The 16991-nt window shown below is 57.3% G+C and carries 13 protein-coding genes; 4 read left to right on the forward strand and 9 right to left on the reverse strand.

Annotated features, from left to right (window positions below):
- Positions 1–127: 127 nt before the first annotated feature.
- From cimA to carB, 3 genes are all read right to left on the reverse strand, one after another.
- Positions 128–1753, reverse strand: a complete 1626-nt coding sequence (cimA, locus tag HMPREF0178_RS04800) for a citramalate synthase (protein WP_009379559.1) — start codon at positions 1751–1753, stop codon at positions 128–130.
- 18 nt (positions 1754–1771) lie between these two features.
- A complete protein-coding gene (purF, locus tag HMPREF0178_RS04805; protein ID WP_005029360.1) occupies positions 1772–3154 on the reverse strand; it encodes an amidophosphoribosyltransferase in 1383 nt (460 codons plus the stop codon).
- A 486-nt stretch (positions 3155–3640) separates the two neighbouring features.
- Complete coding sequence (gene carB, locus HMPREF0178_RS04810; RefSeq protein ID WP_005029358.1) at positions 3641–6880, reverse strand: carbamoyl-phosphate synthase large subunit; 3240 nt, start codon at positions 6878–6880, stop codon at positions 3641–3643.
- A 375-nt stretch (positions 6881–7255) separates the two neighbouring features.
- Between carB and rpmB the strand changes: the two genes are divergently transcribed.
- Both rpmB and HMPREF0178_RS04820 read left to right on the forward strand, forming a co-directional pair.
- Positions 7256–7465: a 50S ribosomal protein L28 gene (gene rpmB, locus HMPREF0178_RS04815; RefSeq protein ID WP_009379562.1), complete on the forward strand. Its 210-nt coding sequence runs from the start codon at positions 7256–7258 to the stop codon at positions 7463–7465.
- Between the two features lie 315 nt (positions 7466–7780).
- Positions 7781–8620, forward strand: coding sequence for a rhomboid family intramembrane serine protease (locus HMPREF0178_RS04820; protein WP_232281196.1), 840 nt, complete (start codon positions 7781–7783; stop codon positions 8618–8620).
- Here HMPREF0178_RS04820 and HMPREF0178_RS20875 read toward each other — a convergent pair.
- From HMPREF0178_RS20875 to hemW, 5 genes are all read right to left on the reverse strand, one after another.
- Positions 8564–9802 (reverse strand): O-antigen ligase, encoded by a 1239-nt coding sequence (locus HMPREF0178_RS20875; protein ID WP_009379564.1) that lies wholly within the window; start codon positions 9800–9802, stop codon positions 8564–8566. The genes HMPREF0178_RS04820 and HMPREF0178_RS20875 overlap by 57 nt on opposite strands.
- A gap of 39 nt (positions 9803–9841) precedes the next feature.
- Entirely contained in the window at positions 9842–10618 is a 777-nt protein-coding gene (locus tag HMPREF0178_RS04825; protein WP_009379565.1) for a hypothetical protein, read from the reverse strand.
- Positions 10603–11676: a glycosyltransferase gene (locus tag HMPREF0178_RS04830; protein WP_039958575.1), complete on the reverse strand. Its 1074-nt coding sequence runs from the start codon at positions 11674–11676 to the stop codon at positions 10603–10605. Before HMPREF0178_RS04830 ends, HMPREF0178_RS04825 begins: the two co-directional genes overlap by 16 nt.
- A gap of 9 nt (positions 11677–11685) precedes the next feature.
- Positions 11686–12777, reverse strand: coding sequence for a Xaa-Pro peptidase family protein (locus tag HMPREF0178_RS04835; RefSeq protein ID WP_009379567.1), 1092 nt, complete (start codon positions 12775–12777; stop codon positions 11686–11688).
- Positions 12778–12941: 164 nt separating this feature from the next.
- Positions 12942–14087, reverse strand: coding sequence for a radical SAM family heme chaperone HemW (gene hemW, locus HMPREF0178_RS04840; protein WP_009379568.1), 1146 nt, complete (start codon positions 14085–14087; stop codon positions 12942–12944).
- Positions 14088–14422: 335 nt separating this feature from the next.
- Here hemW and HMPREF0178_RS04845 point away from each other — a divergent pair, with 335 nt between their 5' ends.
- Both HMPREF0178_RS04845 and HMPREF0178_RS04850 read left to right on the forward strand, forming a co-directional pair.
- Entirely contained in the window at positions 14423–15388 is a 966-nt protein-coding gene (locus HMPREF0178_RS04845) for an aspartate carbamoyltransferase catalytic subunit (protein WP_009379569.1), read from the forward strand.
- A 15-nt stretch (positions 15389–15403) separates the two neighbouring features.
- A complete protein-coding gene (locus tag HMPREF0178_RS04850; RefSeq protein WP_009379570.1) occupies positions 15404–16663 on the forward strand; it encodes a dihydroorotase in 1260 nt (419 codons plus the stop codon).
- Between the two features lie 105 nt (positions 16664–16768).
- Here the strand turns inward: HMPREF0178_RS04850 and HMPREF0178_RS22430 are convergent.
- Positions 16769–16991 (reverse strand): hypothetical protein (locus HMPREF0178_RS22430; RefSeq protein WP_232281197.1); only part of this gene is annotated, 223 nt, incomplete at its 5' end.

Here is a 16991-nt window from a genome sequence, read left to right on the forward strand (position 1 = left end):
GAGAGAGAGAGAGAAGGGCGCGAGCCGCGTTGCAGTTTTTGGGAGGGAAAGAAGAGCCGTAGGGGTGCTCTCTCCTTCTCCAGAAGGTTCCCCTTTCCTTCCCCAATTCCACTCTCGCATTCTGTCTCTACCGCAAGTCGCGGAGCTTCCGCTGCTCCTCCTCGTCGCGATACAACTTATACACGACAGAATCCACAAGCCCCTGCCAGCTGGCTTCGATGATGTCATGCGACACGCCCACGGTCACCCATGTGCTGTCGGCGTCGCCCGATTCGATAAGCACACGGACAACGGAGGCCGTCCCGCCCGTACCGTCGGAAGCGGAAAGGACGCGGACCTTGAAGTCCAACAGCTTCATTTCCTTCAAACGCGGATAGAACGGCAGAAGCGCCTTGCGGAGCGCGGTATCAAGCGCGTTGACCGGGCCGTTGCCGGTGGCTGCGGTATGCTCGACGGCACCCTCCACTTCCACCATGACCGTGGCTTCTTCCATCGGCAACTCATGGCTGGCGTCACGCACGGCGCTCACATGGTACTGCACCAGCTTGAAGAAGTCCCGGACGCCGCGCCGCGCCAGTTTGCGCAGGATGAGCAGCTCGACGCTGGCTTCAGCGGACGCGTAGTCATACCCGAGGCTGGCCTTCTTTTTCAGCTCGTTGAACAGCCCCTTGACCACGGGCTCGTCCTTGTCCAGATGGAACCCGAACCGGCGGGCCAGCGAAACGATATTGCTCCGTCCGCCGAGCTCCGTGATCAGAATGCGCTGGCCGTTGCCGACCAACTCCGGCTCCATATGCTCGTACAGGGAGGAACAGCGGTTGACGGCGCTGACGTGCACCCCGCCCTTGTGCGCAAACGCGGAATTGCCCACGAAAGGCTGGCGGTTGAACGGCTTCATATTCGCCACTTCGGCGAAGTAGGACGACAGTTTGGTCAGCTGGCGGAGCCGCACATCCGCGGGCTCAGGCAAGCAGGTCAAACCGCATTTCACCTGCAATACCGGAATGATCGAGCACAGGTTGGCATTGCCGCAGCGCTCGCCCACCCCATTGATCGTGCCCTGCACCATTTCCGCGCCAGCCTGCACGGCAACGATGGTATTCGCCACCGCCATCTCGCAGTCGTTGTGCGTATGGATGCCGAGCCGCACTTCCGGCAAGGCCACGCGCAGATCCGAAACAATCTGCTGCATCTCGTTCGGCAGGGTGCCGCCATTGGTGTCGCACAGATTGATGATCAGCGCGCCCGCCTCGTGCGCGGCCCGCAGGACCGCCAGCGAGTATTCCGCATTCCGCTTGTAGCCGTCGAAAAAGTGCTCCGCGTCAAAATAGACTTCCGGCATGGAGCGCTTCAAGTAGGCCACCGAATTACGGATGATATCCAGATTCCGTTTGGGGTCCAGACGCAGGGCTTCCTTCGCATGGCGTTCGCACGATTTGCCGAAAATCGTCCCCGCCGTCGCGCCGGAAGCGATAAGCGCGTTCAGATTCGGGTCGTCTTCCGCCTTGTTGTCGGGATGGTGCGTGCTCCCAAACGCGGCGATACGGGCGTATTTCAGGTGATAGTTGGCGATCTCCTTGAAAAACGCCACGTCCACCGGGTTGGAACCGGGCCAGCCGCCTTCGATGTAGTCGATGCCGAATTCATCAAGGCGCAAGGCGATCTTGATTTTATCCGGGGTCGACAGGTTGACGTCTTCGGCCTGCGTGCCGTCGCGGAGGGTCGTATCGTACAGGACAATCTTCTGCGTCATGGCGTTCCTTTCCAGTGGCTACTCTGCGGAACCGCAGCAGGAGCACTGCCCGCCGCAAGCAACCGGGTATTCACCATTGAAACAGGCGAGACAGTACTTGTCCGGCTCGGAAACCGAGTTCAGCAGCCCTTCGATGGTGAGGTAATGAAGCGAATCAAGATTCAGCAGGCCGGGCAAGGCTTCCAGAGGGTGGTTGGCGGCCACGAGTTCCCCGCGGGACGAGAAATTGATCCCGTAGAAGCAGGGATGGCGCAACGGCGGACAGCTCACGCGGAAATGTACCTCACGAGCGCCCAGCTCACGCAGCTTGACTACGCGGGTGCGAACCGTCGTGCCGCGCACGATGGAGTCGTCGACGATGCAGATGCGACGGTTCTTGATCATGGAACGCACCGGGTTCAGCTTCACGCGGACGCCGAAATTGCGCATGGTCTGGGAGGGCTGAATGAAGGTGCGGCCCACGTAGTGGTTACGGATATACGCCTGTTCGTAGGGCACACCGGCGGCATGAGCAAAACCGATGGCCGCGTACACGCCGGAGTCCGGGAACGGCATGACCAGTTCGGCGTCGGTGGGCGCTTCCTTGGCCATTTCGTAGCCCATGTGCTTGCGGCACTGATACACGTCTTCACCGAACACGATGGAGTCGGGGCGGGCAAAATAGACCAGCTCAAAAATGCACTGGCGGACAGGCACCTTGCCGGCGTTGTTGAGCGGGCGGCTGACGACCTTGTCGCCGTCGACGACAACCATTTCGCCGGGCAACACTTCACGGAGATATTCGGCCTCCAACAGGTCAAAAGCGCAGGTTTCGGAAGCGAATACATAGGCGTCGTCCACCTTGCCCATAGCCAGCGGATGGAAGCCGTGGGCGTCGCGCAGCGCGATGATGCGGCCTTCGGACAGGATGATGAGGGAATACGCCCCGCGCACGCGATCGCAAGCGGAGAGGATAGCCTCCTCAAGATCCTTCTTTTTGGCAAGGCTGCGCGCAATGAGGTGCACGAAAATTTCACTGTCGCTGCTGGTCTGGAAGATGGCGCCTTCGCTTTCCAGTTCGCCGCGGAGTTCCGAGGCATTGGTCAGATTGCCGTTGTGGGCCAGCGCGATCTCGATGCCGCAAACCCGGACGACCAGCGGCTGGGCGTTTTTGCGAACCGAAACCCCCGAGGTGGAGTAACGCACGTGGCCGATGGCCCTGTTGCCCTGCAATTCCTGACCGAGCGTCGCCTCGTCGTATACGTCCGGCACGAGCCCCATGCCCGCGTGCAGCCGGATGTGCTTGCCGTCATAACTTGCGATGCCCGTGCTTTCCTGCCCACGATGCTGGAGGGCGTACAGACCGAAATAGGCCATCCGAGCCGCTTCAGGATGTCCAGAAATACCAAAAATTCCGCACATACAATACCTTTTGTCACGAAGAGGGCGGAAAAAGCCCCTTGAAGAAAGGCTTCTTCCGCCCTCTTCAGGCTTTCCTTCCGCTCCGTCGACCTTTGTTGTGGTCAGTGGATAACGCCCGCGGAGGCAGGGCGTTCGTTGTACGCTTGTCGCAGTCCAGCGGGGCTTTGCCCCATTCCCGGCAGTGTCCCGCCCCCGTCGGCGGATAGCCTTCCGCCCCAGACAAGGGCAGGGATTCCGGCATCGCGTTTCCGCGAGAGGCCGCAGGCTGACCGAAACAGGCAAGCCTTCCGGTACAACGGCATCACGGTTGCATACCGTTTCCGCCGCCGTCCCGGAAGGCCGGGTATCTTTTCAAAAAAGGAGGGAGAAATGATAAAAAAAACTTCCGGTTCTTGCAACACGCGGAGAACCGCCCCCTCCTTAAAGAGGCTTTCAACAGGGGAGGAACGAGGGAGGGCCTCCTTATCAGAGAGCCCTTCCCGCGGGTTACTCGCCCTTATAGTATTCCTGAAGGCTCTTTACGCGCACTTCGGTGGTCCGGGCCGCACCGATGGCGCGGGCAATGGCCTTCGCGCCGGACAACGTGGTGCTGTACGGCACGCCGTAATGGAGCGTAGCCTGCCGGATAGCCTTGGAGTCGTGCGCGGTGCGCTTGCCCGAGGCGGTGTTGATGACCAGCGAGACTTCGCCGTTCTTGATGAGGTCGACGATGTTCGGGCGGCCTTCATACACCTTGAGCACGCGGGTGGACGGGATGCCCTGCCCAGCCAAAAGCCCGGCGGTACCGGAGGTGGCGAGCAGTTCGAAACCGAGATCCACATACTGGCGGGCGACCTCAGCCACAAAGCGCTTGTCGCGGTCGTTCACGGACAGGAACACCTTGCCGCCTTCCGGCAACTTCTGGCCCGCGCCCCACTGCCCCTTGAGGAAAGCTTCCTCAAAGGTCGGGGCGATGCCCATGACTTCGCCGGTGGAACGCATTTCAGGTCCGAGCAGGATGTCCACGCCGGGGAAGCGGCGGAACGGGAAGACGGATTCCTTGACGGACACGTACCCGGAACGGCGCATGGACCAGGGGTCCAGTTCCTTGAGGGTCTTGCCGAGCATGACCTGCGTGGCGAGACGCGGCAGGGGCACGCCCGTGGCCTTGGAGACGAACGGCGCGGTACGGGAGGCGCGGGGGTTCACTTCGAGGATGAACACAACCCCATCCTTGACCGCGAACTGGATGTTCATCAGGCCGACGACGCGCAGTTCCTTGGCAAGGGCCACGGTCTGGCGTTCGATTTCGGCGACGGTCTCGGCGGGCAGCGAATAGGGAGGCAACACGCAAGAGGAGTCGCCCGAGTGGATGCCCGCTTCTTCGATGTGCTCCATAACCCCGGCGACGTACACGTCCTCACCGTCGGACAGCGCGTCCACGTCCACTTCAATGGCGTTTTCAAGGAATTTGTCGATGAGCACGGGATGCTCAAGCTTCTGCTTGCCGACATGCAGCGCGAAGTATTCCGCCATCTCCTCGTCGTCATAGACGATCATCATGGCCCGCCCGCCAAGCACGTAGCTCGGGCGGATCACAATGGGATAGCCGATGCGGTGGGCGATCTCGCGGGATTCTTCCAGCGTGGTCGCCGTGCCGTTGGCGGGCTGGAGAAGCGACAGCTTCTGGAGCAGAGCCTGAAAACGTTCGCGGTCTTCGGCGCGATCGATGGCGTCCGGGCTGGTGCCGAGGATGGGCACGCCCGCGCGCAACAGCGGCACGGCGAGGTTTAGCGGCGTCTGGCCGCCGAACTGGACGATCACGCCGTCGGGCCGTTCCTTTTCCACAATGTGCATCACGTCTTCAAAAGTCAGCGGCTCGAAATAGAGGCGGTCGGACGTGTCGTAGTCGGTGGAAACGGTCTCGGGGTTGGAGTTGACCATGATGGCCTGAACCCCGGCGTCCTTGAGGGCGAAGGAAGCGTGGCAGCAGCAGTAGTCGAACTCGATGCCCTGCCCGATGCGGTTGGGGCCGCCGCCGAGGATGATGACCTTTTTGCGGTCGGCGGGAACCACTTCCTGACCCGTTTCATAGGTCGAATAGAAATAGGGAGTGTAGGCTTCGAATTCCGCGGCGCAGGTATCCACCAGATAGTAGGTGGGCACGGTGCCGGTTTCGCGGCGCAGGGCACGGATGTCGCCTTCGGGCTTCTTCCACATTTCCGCAAGCTGACGGTCGGAGAAACCGAATTCCTTGGCCTTGCGGAGCACGGCGACCATTTCCGGATTGTCGGGTGTCATGGAGTTGGCCAGCGCAAAGTCGCGGATCTGCCCTTCCATATCCACGATTTCCTTGATCTGGCGCAGGAACCACGGATCGATCAACGTGATTTCATGGAGTTCTTCCAGCGTGAACCCGACAAGCATAGCCTGACGGATGGCGAACATACGGCGCGAGTTGGGCGTACGGAGCTTACCCATGAGTTCTTCGCGCGAGGGCAACGCGGCGCGGAAGTTGCTGCCGAGGCCGATAGCCCCGATTTCCAGCGAACGCAGCCCTTTCTGGAGCGATTCCTTGAAAGTCCGGCCAATGGCCATGGTCTCACCCACGCTCTTCATGGAGGTGGTCAGTTCGTCCTTGGCTCCGGGGAACTTCTCAAAGGTGAAGCGGGGAATCTTGACCACGCAGTAGTCGATGGTGGGTTCGAAGGACGCGGAGGTTTCGCGGGTAATGTCGTTGCGGAGCTCGTCCAGCGTATAGCCGACGGCCAGCTTGGCCGCGATCTTGGCGATGGGGAAGCCGGTCGCCTTGGAAGCCAGCGCGGAGGAACGGGACACGCGGGGGTTCATCTCGATGATCACGAGTTCGCCGTTAGCGGGATTGACGCCGAACTGCACGTTCGATCCGCCGGTCTCCACACCGATTTCGCGCATGATGGCGAGGGAGGCGTCGCGCATCTTCTGATATTCGCGGTCCGTGAGGGTCTGCGCCGGGGCCACGGTGATGGAGTCGCCGGTGTGCACGCCCATGGCGTCCACGTTTTCGATGGAGCACACGATCACGCAGTTGTCCGCGGTATCACGCATGACTTCCATCTCAAATTCTTTCCAGCCGATGACCGACTGCTCGATCATGACTTCGCTCACCGGGCTGGCGGTCAGGCCGTCACCCGCGATTTCCTCAAGGTCTTCCATATTGTAGGCGATGCCGCCGCCCGTGCCGCCGAGCGTGAAGGCGGGGCGGATGATCATCGGGAAGGGCATGGAGGAACCGATGCGGCGCACGTCGTCCATATTGTGGGCGATGGCACTCTGAGGGACCTTGAGGCCGATGTTTTCCATCGCCTGACGGAACAGCTCGCGGCTTTCGGCCTTTTCGATGACTTCGGCCCGCGCGCCGATGAGTTCCGTGCCGCACTCGGCCAGCACGCCGGATTTCGCCAGCGCGAGGGCCGTGTTCAGGCCCGTCTGCCCGCCGAGAGTGGGCAGGATGGCGCACGGGCGTTCCTTGCGCACGATGGCGGCAACCGTTTCCGGTTCGATAGGTTCGATGTAGGTGCGATCCGCAAGCCCGGGGTCGGTCATGATGGTCGCCGGGTTGGAGTTCACCAGTACGACCTCGTATCCCTCTTCTTTCAGGGCCTTGATGCCCTGAGTCCCGGAATAGTCGAATTCGCACGCTTGGCCGATGACGATCGGGCCAGAACCGATTACCATGATCTTCTTGAGATCTGTACGCTTGGGCATATCGCTCCCCGCTGGGCAAGGGTAGATTTGTTTCGTCCGCAACCGGCCTCTCCACCGGCTGACACCAATGGCCGCACGCCGAAACAGCGGCACTCCATCATATAGGGAAATGAAGAATAATGAATCCCTCAGTTCCTACACGCCATTGTTCCCGCTGGCAAGAGGAAGAAGCGCACCTTTTCCGGAAATCCCGCCGCTCCTTTTCCCCTTCCGGACGCGCGACGGAAGGAATACAGCCAGCCGTTCCGTACGAAAAACGCGGCTTACCTCTTGCGTTTTTTTGGGAGAGCGTATATGAAACCAGTCTTTGGTGCGGACAGTCCGTGCCCCTAGAAAGATTTTTTCGGGCGACCGTCCGAATATATGGAGGATGTCATGTCCAAGCAGTGCGAATTTTGTGGCAAAAAGCCCCAGACCGGCAACTATGTGAGCCATTCTAACATCAAGACCAAGCGTGTGTTCAACCCCAACCTTCAGAACGTGCGTCACCAGTTCGCCAACGGCGAAGTCCGCACGGTTTCCGTGTGCACCCGCTGCCTGCGTTCCGGCGTGGTTACGAAGCCCGTTGTCCGCAAGGCCGACTAGTTCCGTGTCTGCGGCATGGTTTTCCAAAAATCCCCGGTTGTCCGCAGCCGGGGATTTTTTTGCTTTTTGGAGAACAGACCTTACCTCAAGGACATGACACCGCCACCACGCCCCCTCTCGCCCACACGGAAGGCCACATCCATCCCTTCACGCCGCCCTCCTCTGCGCAGGCGTAAACTGCGCTTGTGGATGCGCCCCTACAGCGTCCCCCGTTTTTGGAGGATGATCGACGACGGGGAAAAACGGCCTACCCTCCCTCCTCCGCACCTGTTCGATCTTTGGATCACAATACTCGCCTCCCGGAACATCCCGTACATGCTTACAGGACGAGGCAACAAGCTCCGCCTGTATGTCCCCGCCCTGCTCGAACGCCAAGCCCGTTCCGAGCTGGAGGCCGTACTGGCCGAAAGCCGAAAGCCACGCCCTGTCTATATCGAGCCCCCCACGCACAACAACGCGCACTGGGTACTGTCAGTGCTGCTTCTGCTCATCCTCTGGCATGGCGTCAGGATGCATTGGGGATTTTTGGCCCATCTTCCCGGCCTGCCGGATCTGCCATCTGAAGAGTGGTCGCGGCTCGGCTCACTGGATGTTTTTCGCGTGAAGACATTCGGAGAGTGGTATCGCTGCGTTACGGCATTGACCCTGCACGCCGACAGCCAGCACCTCTTCGGCAATGTCCTGTTCGGCGCGCCTTTTCTGATCCTGCTCTGCCGCAGGGTGGGCCTCGGGCTTGGCCTCTTTCTTATCTTGCTGGCCGGAACCTTCGGCAACGCCCTCAACGCATGGTACCGCCCCGCCGGGCATATCAGCCTCGGCTTCTCCACGGCCCTTTTCGGCACGGTGGGCGTGCTTTCCGGATTCATGGCCCTTCAAGGGTGGGGCAGCAGAACGCAGAGCGATACCGGAAAGCTCTCCTGGCGCAGAGGCATCCTCCTGTTGGCCGCAGGCACGGGCATCCTCGCCATGCTCGGCACGGAAGGCGACAAAACGGATTACGCCGCACACCTGTTCGGACTGCTCTCCGGCTTCATTGTGGGAGGGACCGCAAGCTGGATATCACGGCGTACAGCCCTCCCCTCTCCGGTCATAAATACGCTACTCGGCCTGAGCGCCGCAGGGTTGGTCGTGTTGTGCTGGAAGTTGGCGCTGTAGCGCTACCAGCAGACGCCTCCCATACATGAAGCCCAACGGGAAGAAAAGCAGAAGGATACCATCCTTTCTATGAAGCGGATAATCAAACAAACCGTACCCTGCATAAAAAAACAATACGGCAGGAAATAAATACACTTTATCGATAATTGCCCACCGGATAGCAGGCAACAATATCGCTAGCAACAATATAATACCAATAGAACCATAACCAAAAGCTATACCTAAATACATATTATGAGGACTAGCAATTGATGTTTCAACAACCGGATATTTTGCATTGAGCTCCTTAGCATACTCTGTGATGAAACGTTCATGATAAGATTCAAATGTCCTAAAACCATTTCCGATGAGAGGGGATTCTTTGAATCCTGCGATAGCGGCGTCCCATATAGGTTGACGCGAAATAAATGTCGCGTCCTCAAAAGGATTTTGGATAGCAGATAAAGCACGCTCTCTTTCATGAGCAGAGAGTAGACTTAAAAGTATTCCTCCACACACGATAGCTACCAAAAAAAATTGGCCCCAGTAGCGGCGGTAGATGACGATTCCCAAAAAAATACTTCCAAGAGCAACCGCGAGAAAAGTCCCCCGAGCAGCACAAAGCGCAACAATCGAAAAGGAAATAAAACTTCCAATCGTAGCGATTTTTTTTCTTCCTGGATTCTGAGTATTCCATTTATTAACAAAGAACAAAAAAAGTAATCCGGTGATGAAAGATAAAACGCTAGGATGGTCAAAAAATAGCCGCATCCTTCCATTCCACAACATATCCTCTGGAAAACCTCGTACTAAAAAAATAATTAGAGAGGCTATCAATGCAAACAGCATTCCGCAACCTATATACCAAAGTTTATCCTTAAGGAAGATAGCGAAAGATACACCAACAATAAACGAAAAAAACATTGTCCCACTGAGGTTTATATCTTTAAAGAGCATACCTGGCGTTAAGGCGATATAAGCGAAAAACAAAAATGGAATCCACAAGTAATGAACAAATATTGTATAGTCTTTTTTCAATATAGGATACAAAAGCATGAATCCCAGTAATGTAGCCAAGTATAAGGATATAAAGATACCACGGTTAAAAAATAACAAAAAAAATAACACATAAACAGCAACAAAAAAAACCGTATTACTCTCTGTTAAACAACAGAGAAAACGGCGCAACATTCTTGATGGCATAAAATCCCTTCTCTGGATAAATTGATGCTGATAGATATTTTATTTATGCCAAATAAACCAACGATATTTCCGATTGACTTCAACACACCATGATATGGTTTCTGGAAACAGGCGCTGAAGAAACGCAAAGAGCATAAAGCCAAAATGTTTATTACGTCTCCGTCCCGCGCTCTTAAAATGAAAAATTTTTCCAATTCGACATGTTACATCATTATAAATATTACCATCAAGAACACGGACACTATAACTATCATACATCTGTCGAGAATTGATCTTTCCTAACTCTACTTGACGTTCCAACAGCGTACTGAGAGCGGATTGATCAGTATGCTCACCATCTTCACACAGTTTTTTCCATTCATTAAAAAAAGAAGATTCAATATCAGAACCAAACCCCATAACCCCCGTGTTAATTTTTCCATTCACGAGGATGTGAGGCTTCTTTTCCCGATCACAACGATATGTGACTACAATCTCCTTCTCTGAAGGAAAAATCTCGTTAACGGCATCATTAATAATCAATACATCCGCATCTAATACTAAAACACCGTTCTGATATTTCTGAAGAAAATGTTCAATACAGCCCATCTTATGGGTAGCACGGATATTTTTCTTGCTATTGAAAGAAAAAATATCTTGCTGCTGTGGTATTTGCTCAATAGTTACATCAAGTTCACGTAACTTTTCGCGTTCAGTATCCTGTAATCCCAAGTCATATAGAAAAAGCTTGTATCCCGGATAGCGCCGAATGTTCCGTGCAAGGCACAATGCCATTGGATAAAAATTCGTATCCGCACAAGTCAAAATTGAGTACATTGCTTTCCCCTTGGAACAAGGCGCTGCAGCCAGTTTTCCAGCTTTTCCGCCTGGCCATCAATATCGAAACGCGTCCTGCAGGTTTCGCGGGCCCCCTCACGCAGTTTCAGCAGCTCCGTATCCGGGAGATTTATAGCAGCACTGATGGTTTCCGCAAAAAGGTCTTCCTTCGCCTCATAAGGCAGCATCCACCTCCGCAATGCCTCGGGGATTACTTCAGCAACACCCCCAACTTCACGGGTAATCGGCAGCAATCCCGCAGCCATGCCTTCGAGCAATGTGTTGGGCAATCCTTCGGAATAGGAGGCCAGCAGAAAAATATCCCCGGCTTGCAGATCATCCATTATATTCATGGAAAAGCCATGCCAGACAACGCGATCGAACAATCCAAGATCCTGCGCGAGTTTGCGTAACCCTTTTTCTTCTCTGCCTTTTCCCCATATGTGTAATTCGAAAGCGTCCGAAACTCGGGATAATGCTCGTAGCAACATAGCATGTCCCTTATCGGATTCGAGCTGTTGGGTGCATACCAAGCGCCGGGGGTGGTGCAATTCCAGAGGAATACTGGAAGCTTTTTTACCATTCAGAACGACATGTACGTCTTCAGCTTTTATATATGGGAGACTCTTGATGAAGCCTTCGGCGATGAAGCGGCATGGGCATAAAAAAGCTGGACGTATCCATGTATGCAGCAACCGGGTTTTCAACCGATATGGAATATCCTCCGGCAGACCGATCCTTTGTACGACTGGAATGTTCAGCAGCCGCGCGGCAACCCCAGCCGTCGCAATATCCTTTCCTATGTTCGTTATGATGACATCAATATCGTGCTTTTTAAACGCATTATAAAAAAAACGGATTGCTGACGGATTCAAATCCGCGCCGAAAGAAACCTGCTCACCGTGCCCCACCCGTTTTCTTGCCGCATCAATGAATTCAGGCTGCCTGCCGTATACAAAGACATGATTACCACGCTTGGCAAGGCGCTCGGCAAATTGCAGGTACCAAGTCTTTACGCCGCCCCATCCAAACGTGGAATTCACAAAAGCGATATTCACGAGCTCACCTTACAGGACCCGGCAGCCGTCTTCAGTGACCAGCACCATGTGCTCCCAGCGGATCCCGCCCCATTCAGGGAAGTACAGGCCGGGCTCCACGGTCACGATCATTCCGGGCTCAAGCGGGGTTTTGTTGCGTCCGTTAAGGCTCGGCCCCTCGTGGGTTTCCAGTCCGACGCCATGCCCGAGCCCATGCGTAAAGGCTTCGGCAACGCCGAGAGACTCGAAGTGCCCTCTGGCCGCCTTATACACATCACAGGCCAGAACACCGGGATGGATAGCCCGGATAGCCCTGTGCTGCGCTTCTTGTACGGCCTCCAGCGTCTTTTTGAATCGCTCCGTCGGCTTTTCACCGACCCAGAAAGTCCTGGTCTGATCGGAGCAGTAGTCTTCCAGACGGCACCCCACATCCACCAGCACAAGATTTTCCGCCTCCAGAAGGGCGTCTTTGGAGGGCAGGTAGTGCGGGAGCGCCGCGTTGGGGCCATGCCCCACAATGCTCGTGAAGGCCAGCTCGGTCGCCCCGTGATGCCTGAAAAACATTTCAATGTCCCATGAAACGGCGGCTTCGCTTCGCCCGGGCACGAGCACGCCGGGCAGCCACTCTATCATCTGCTGGTTCAGGCGGCAGGAAATCTCCATACGCCGGATCTCTTCCGTATCTTTGATCACGCGAAGCCGTTCAACCAGACCGTCAGCCTTTGAAAGGCGGCAGCCCGATCCCGCCAGCGTTTCCGCGAATTTTTCATAGAATTCCAGCGTGACCGCGCGGGCCTCAAAGCCGATGGTTTTGCCGGGCACAAGCCCCTTTAAGAGCTTGGCGATATCTTCCGGCGCGTCCGCACCGTAGATGAAAACCCGCTCGGGTTCCCACAGCCGCCGGGCAGCGTCCAGATAGCGCGAATCCGTCAAGATCCAGTCTTTACCGTCTGCCATCACAATCAGGCGGCCGGCGCTTTCGTTCAACTGCACATCATGCAGTTCGAAACCCGAAAGATAGTACCGGTTCGCCGCATGGCTGATCAAAAGCGCTTCGATTCCCTGTTCCCGCATCAACGCACGCAGGCGTTCGCGGCGCTGTTCGCACATCTGTTCGGACATAATCGCATCCGTTTGTTTTTATAAATATTTTCAATAAATAAGCTGAAACATATACAGGCAAATACCATATACGGGCACGTCACCCTTGTCCAGCGAGGGGAGGGGCATGGGAATCCCCCCTTCTATAATTATAAGGGACGTTCCTCTTTTCCTCGATGAAATCCTTATTCCGCGCTTTCGGGTTCCTCTTCAAAAAGTTCACCGAGGATACTGTTGGAAACAAGCATCCCTTCATCCGTAAGCCGAAACACCCCGTTCTCCATGCGGGCCAGCCCCTCAGCACAGAGGCGGTGGGCGAACGGCCCGTGATCCCCCAGAAACGAGCGTCCGGCCAAGGACTCATAGGCATCCAGCGGCAAACCATCCACGGTTCGCAGGCGCAGCATCATGAGCTCCAGCGCCCGCGTTGCCCGATCCAACGGTTCTCGCTCAGGGCAGCGGCGCCCTTCCCGCACCTGCTCCAACCAGCCTTCCCCCTCCGGATTGGTCCAGCGCTCCCCACCGATCGTGGATGTCGCCGCAGGGCCGACCCCCAGATAGTCCCGGCCTTCCCAGTACCCCAGATTGTGGCGGCACCGGAAACCATCTCTGGCAAAGTTGGACACCTCATAATGATGCAGCCCAGCCTCCTCAAACAGCCGGATGCCTTCAAGATACATGGCGCACTGCACGTCTTCCGAAGGGAGATCCGCATCCCCACAGGACTCCGCGAGAGGCGTCCCCGGCTCAAGGGTCAGCCCATACGCGGAAACATGCTCCGGCCCAAGCGCGATTGCCGCGCGCACATCGTCCAGCCATTGTTCCAGCGTCTGCCCCGGCAGGCCCCACATCAGATCAAGGCTGAGGTTGGCGCAGCCCGCTTCCCGTATGGCCCGGAACGCCTCCCGCGCCGCATCCGCCCTATGCAGCCGTCCGAGCCTTTCCAGCATCCCGTCATGCAGCGACTGCACGCCGAGCGAAATCCGGTTGACGCCCGCCGCCAGGACCCCGCTTGCCTTTTCCGCCGTATGCAGGGAATCCGGGTTGGCTTCCATGCTGATTTCCGCTCCGGGCAACACTTCAAACATCCGTCCCACACAATCCAGCACGCCCGCCAGTTGATCCGGATCAAGCAGGCTTGGCGTGCCGCCGCCGAAGAAAACGCTCTCCACGGGCACTCTGCCGAGACGCCGCCCCCATTGCCCCAGCTCGGCATACAGAGCTGAAAGATACACGGACATTTCATCGCCCGAACGGGTCGACGGATTGGAATAAAAAGCGCAATACCAGCATTTGCGGCGGCAGAACGGTACATGGATATACAAAAGCATAGATACTCCGGGATACGGTTCACGGGATGGCCTCTCTTATCCCGTTTTACGCTCCGGCACAAACCCATACAAAAAAAACTTTACATCAAGGGGCAGTCCGCATATTGTACCGTGTGGGCATACGCCCAAAAACCATCAACCATCTCAGAGAAGCCGAATGCTCTTTATCCTCCGCCGCCACGAACATCCCGAAGCCATCCGAAACGGCATTGCCCCGGTTTCTCTCTATCCCCCGTTGTTCCAGCGGGGTTTTTTTTGAGCTTTTCCGTTTTCCGCCGATACGCTATCGGCCTGCCGAGACGACAGGCTCCAACGTCAACCCGCGAGAAGCCGCCATGCAACAGGAAACCTTCCATTGGCCCCACAAAGACTTGCTGGATGTGGATCAGTTGACGCAGGAAGAACTTTTCCACCTGCTCGATACTGCCGCAAACCTGCACGAAATCAACTCCCGGCCAGTCAAAAAAGTCCCTATCCTCAAGGGAAAAAGCGTCGTCCTCTTCTTCGCCGAACCGAGCACCCGCACCAAGACCTCTTTTGACATGGCGGGCAAGCGCCTTTCCGCCGACACCTTCGGGCTGGCGAAATCCGGCTCCAGCCTTCAGAAAGGCGAAAGCATGAAGGACACGGCCCTGACGCTTCAGGCCATGAACCCCGATGTCATTGTCATCCGCCATTCCAGCAGCGGCGCGGCCCAGTTCCTCGCCGAGCGCCTGCATTGCGGCGTGGTCAACGCCGGGGACGGCTGGCACGCGCATCCCACCCAGGCCCTGCTCGACGCCTTTTCCCTGCGTCAGGTCTGGGGACACGACCGGAACGCCTTCAAAGGCAAAAACCTGCTTATCCTCGGTGACTGCGCCCACAGCCGCGTCTGCCGCTCCAACGTGCTGCTGCTCACCAAACTCGGCGTGAACGTCAGCCTGTGCGCCCCGCGTACCCTCCTGCCCGCGGGCGTGGACAACTGGCCCGTCACGGTCTACACGGACAGCAAGAAAGCCGTGCGCGACATGGACGCCGTCATGTGCCTGCGCCTTCAGCTCGAACGCCAGCAGGCGGGCCTGCTCCCCGACCTGCGCGAATATTCCAAACGTTTCTGCCTCACCACGGCCCACATGGAACTGACCAAGCCCGGCGCGCACATCATGCACCCCGGCCCCATCCTGCGCGGGCTCGACGTTTCCGACGCTCTGGCGGACAGCGCCCAGTCGCTGATCCTCGATCAGGTTTCCGCCGGGGTTTCGGTTCGTATGGCCGTTCTCTATCTGCTCGCCACCCGTCCCGACATCAAGGACAACCTCTAACAACGGAGATCGCCGATGTCCTCTCTTCTTATTAAAAACGCCCGCTATCTGGGCGACTCCGTGGACCTGCTCGTCGTCGACGGCAAGGTGCAGTCCCTCAGCGCTTCCATCAATGCGCCCGCCGACGCCGAAACCGTGGATGCCGCCGGGAAAATCCTGTTCCCGAGTTTCATTGATGTGCACACGCACCTGCGCGAGCCCGGTTATGAATGGAAGGAAACCGTGGCCACGGGCCTCAGTTCCGCCGCGCACGGCGGGTTCGGAGCCATCCTCTGCATGGCGAACACCGATCCGGTCAACGACGACGCCGCGGTAACGGAACAGATCCTTGAGTCCGCCCGCCGCTCGTGGCCCAACGGTCCCCGCGTCCATCCCATCGGGGCGGCCACCGTCGGCCTCAAGGGTGAGGAACTCACCCGCATGTCCGAGCTCAAAGACGCCGGATGCGTCGCCATCTCCAACGACGGGCGCCCCGTAGGCAATACCGAAATCTTCCGCCGGATGCTGGAATACGCCGCCGATCTCGATCTCATCGTCATCGACCACTGCGAGGATCCCTATCTTGCCGCCAAGTCGCACATGAACGAAGGCGTGACCAGCGGCGTCCTCGGCGTCAAAGGCCAGCCCGACGTGGCCGAAACCATTCAGGCTTCGCGCAGCATCCTGCTGGCCGACTATCTCGGCGTACCCGTGCACATCGCGCACGTTTCCGCCAAGCGCACGGTCGACATTATCGCCTGGGGCAAATCGCGCGGCGTCAAGGTGACCGCAGAGACGACCCCGCACTACCTGACGCTCGACGATACCGCCGTGAACGGCTACAACACGCTCGCCAAGGTGAACCCGCCGCTGCGCACGCCCGCCGACGTTGCCGCCATGCGCGAAGCCGTGAAAACCGGCGTCATCGACATGTTTGCCACCGACCACGCCCCGCACGCCGCGCACGAAAAAGAAACGCCCTTTGACGAAGCGCCCAACGGTTTCACGGGCATGGATCTCGCCCTGACCATCACCTACGGGCTTGTCCGTGAAGGCGTGCTGACCGAAGCCGACCTCATCCGCCTCTGGGCCACGGAACCCGCCCGCGTATTCAACCTGCCGGTCAACACGTTCGAGCCCGGCGCGCCCGCCGACTTCTTCCTTTTCGATCCTGACCTCGAATGGCAGGTCACTCCCGAGACCCTCTACTCCAAGAGCCACAATACCCCGTGGCTCGGCCAGTCCCTTAAGGGCCGCGTCGCCGCCCACTGGATCGGCGGCGTGAAGATTGTGTAGGCGGAAGGGAATGAATATTGGGGAAGGGAGGGAAAACTTTTCTGGAGAAAAGCTTTTCTCTCCCTTCCCCAAACCCCATCCCTCCCTTTCCAAAGACTTTTGGCTTTATCGAATCCCCGTTTGACGTTTTCCCCATAAACAAAAAAAGCCGCTTGAACGGGATATTTTCAGACGGCTTTCCTTATAATGAAGTAACCAGCAATCAGCACAAAAAGATCTTTTCGCTTTGAGTGCGTCTCCCGCTTTTCCACCTTCCGCCGGAACGAACTTCTGTTGCGCGGCCTCCCCACCAGTCGAAAATCTTTGGAAGGGGTGGGGGAGGTTTGGA

Origin of the sequence: Bilophila sp. 4_1_30, from assembly GCF_000224655.1 — a bacterium.
GTDB lineage: Bacteria > Desulfobacterota > Desulfovibrionia > Desulfovibrionales > Desulfovibrionaceae > Bilophila > Bilophila wadsworthia.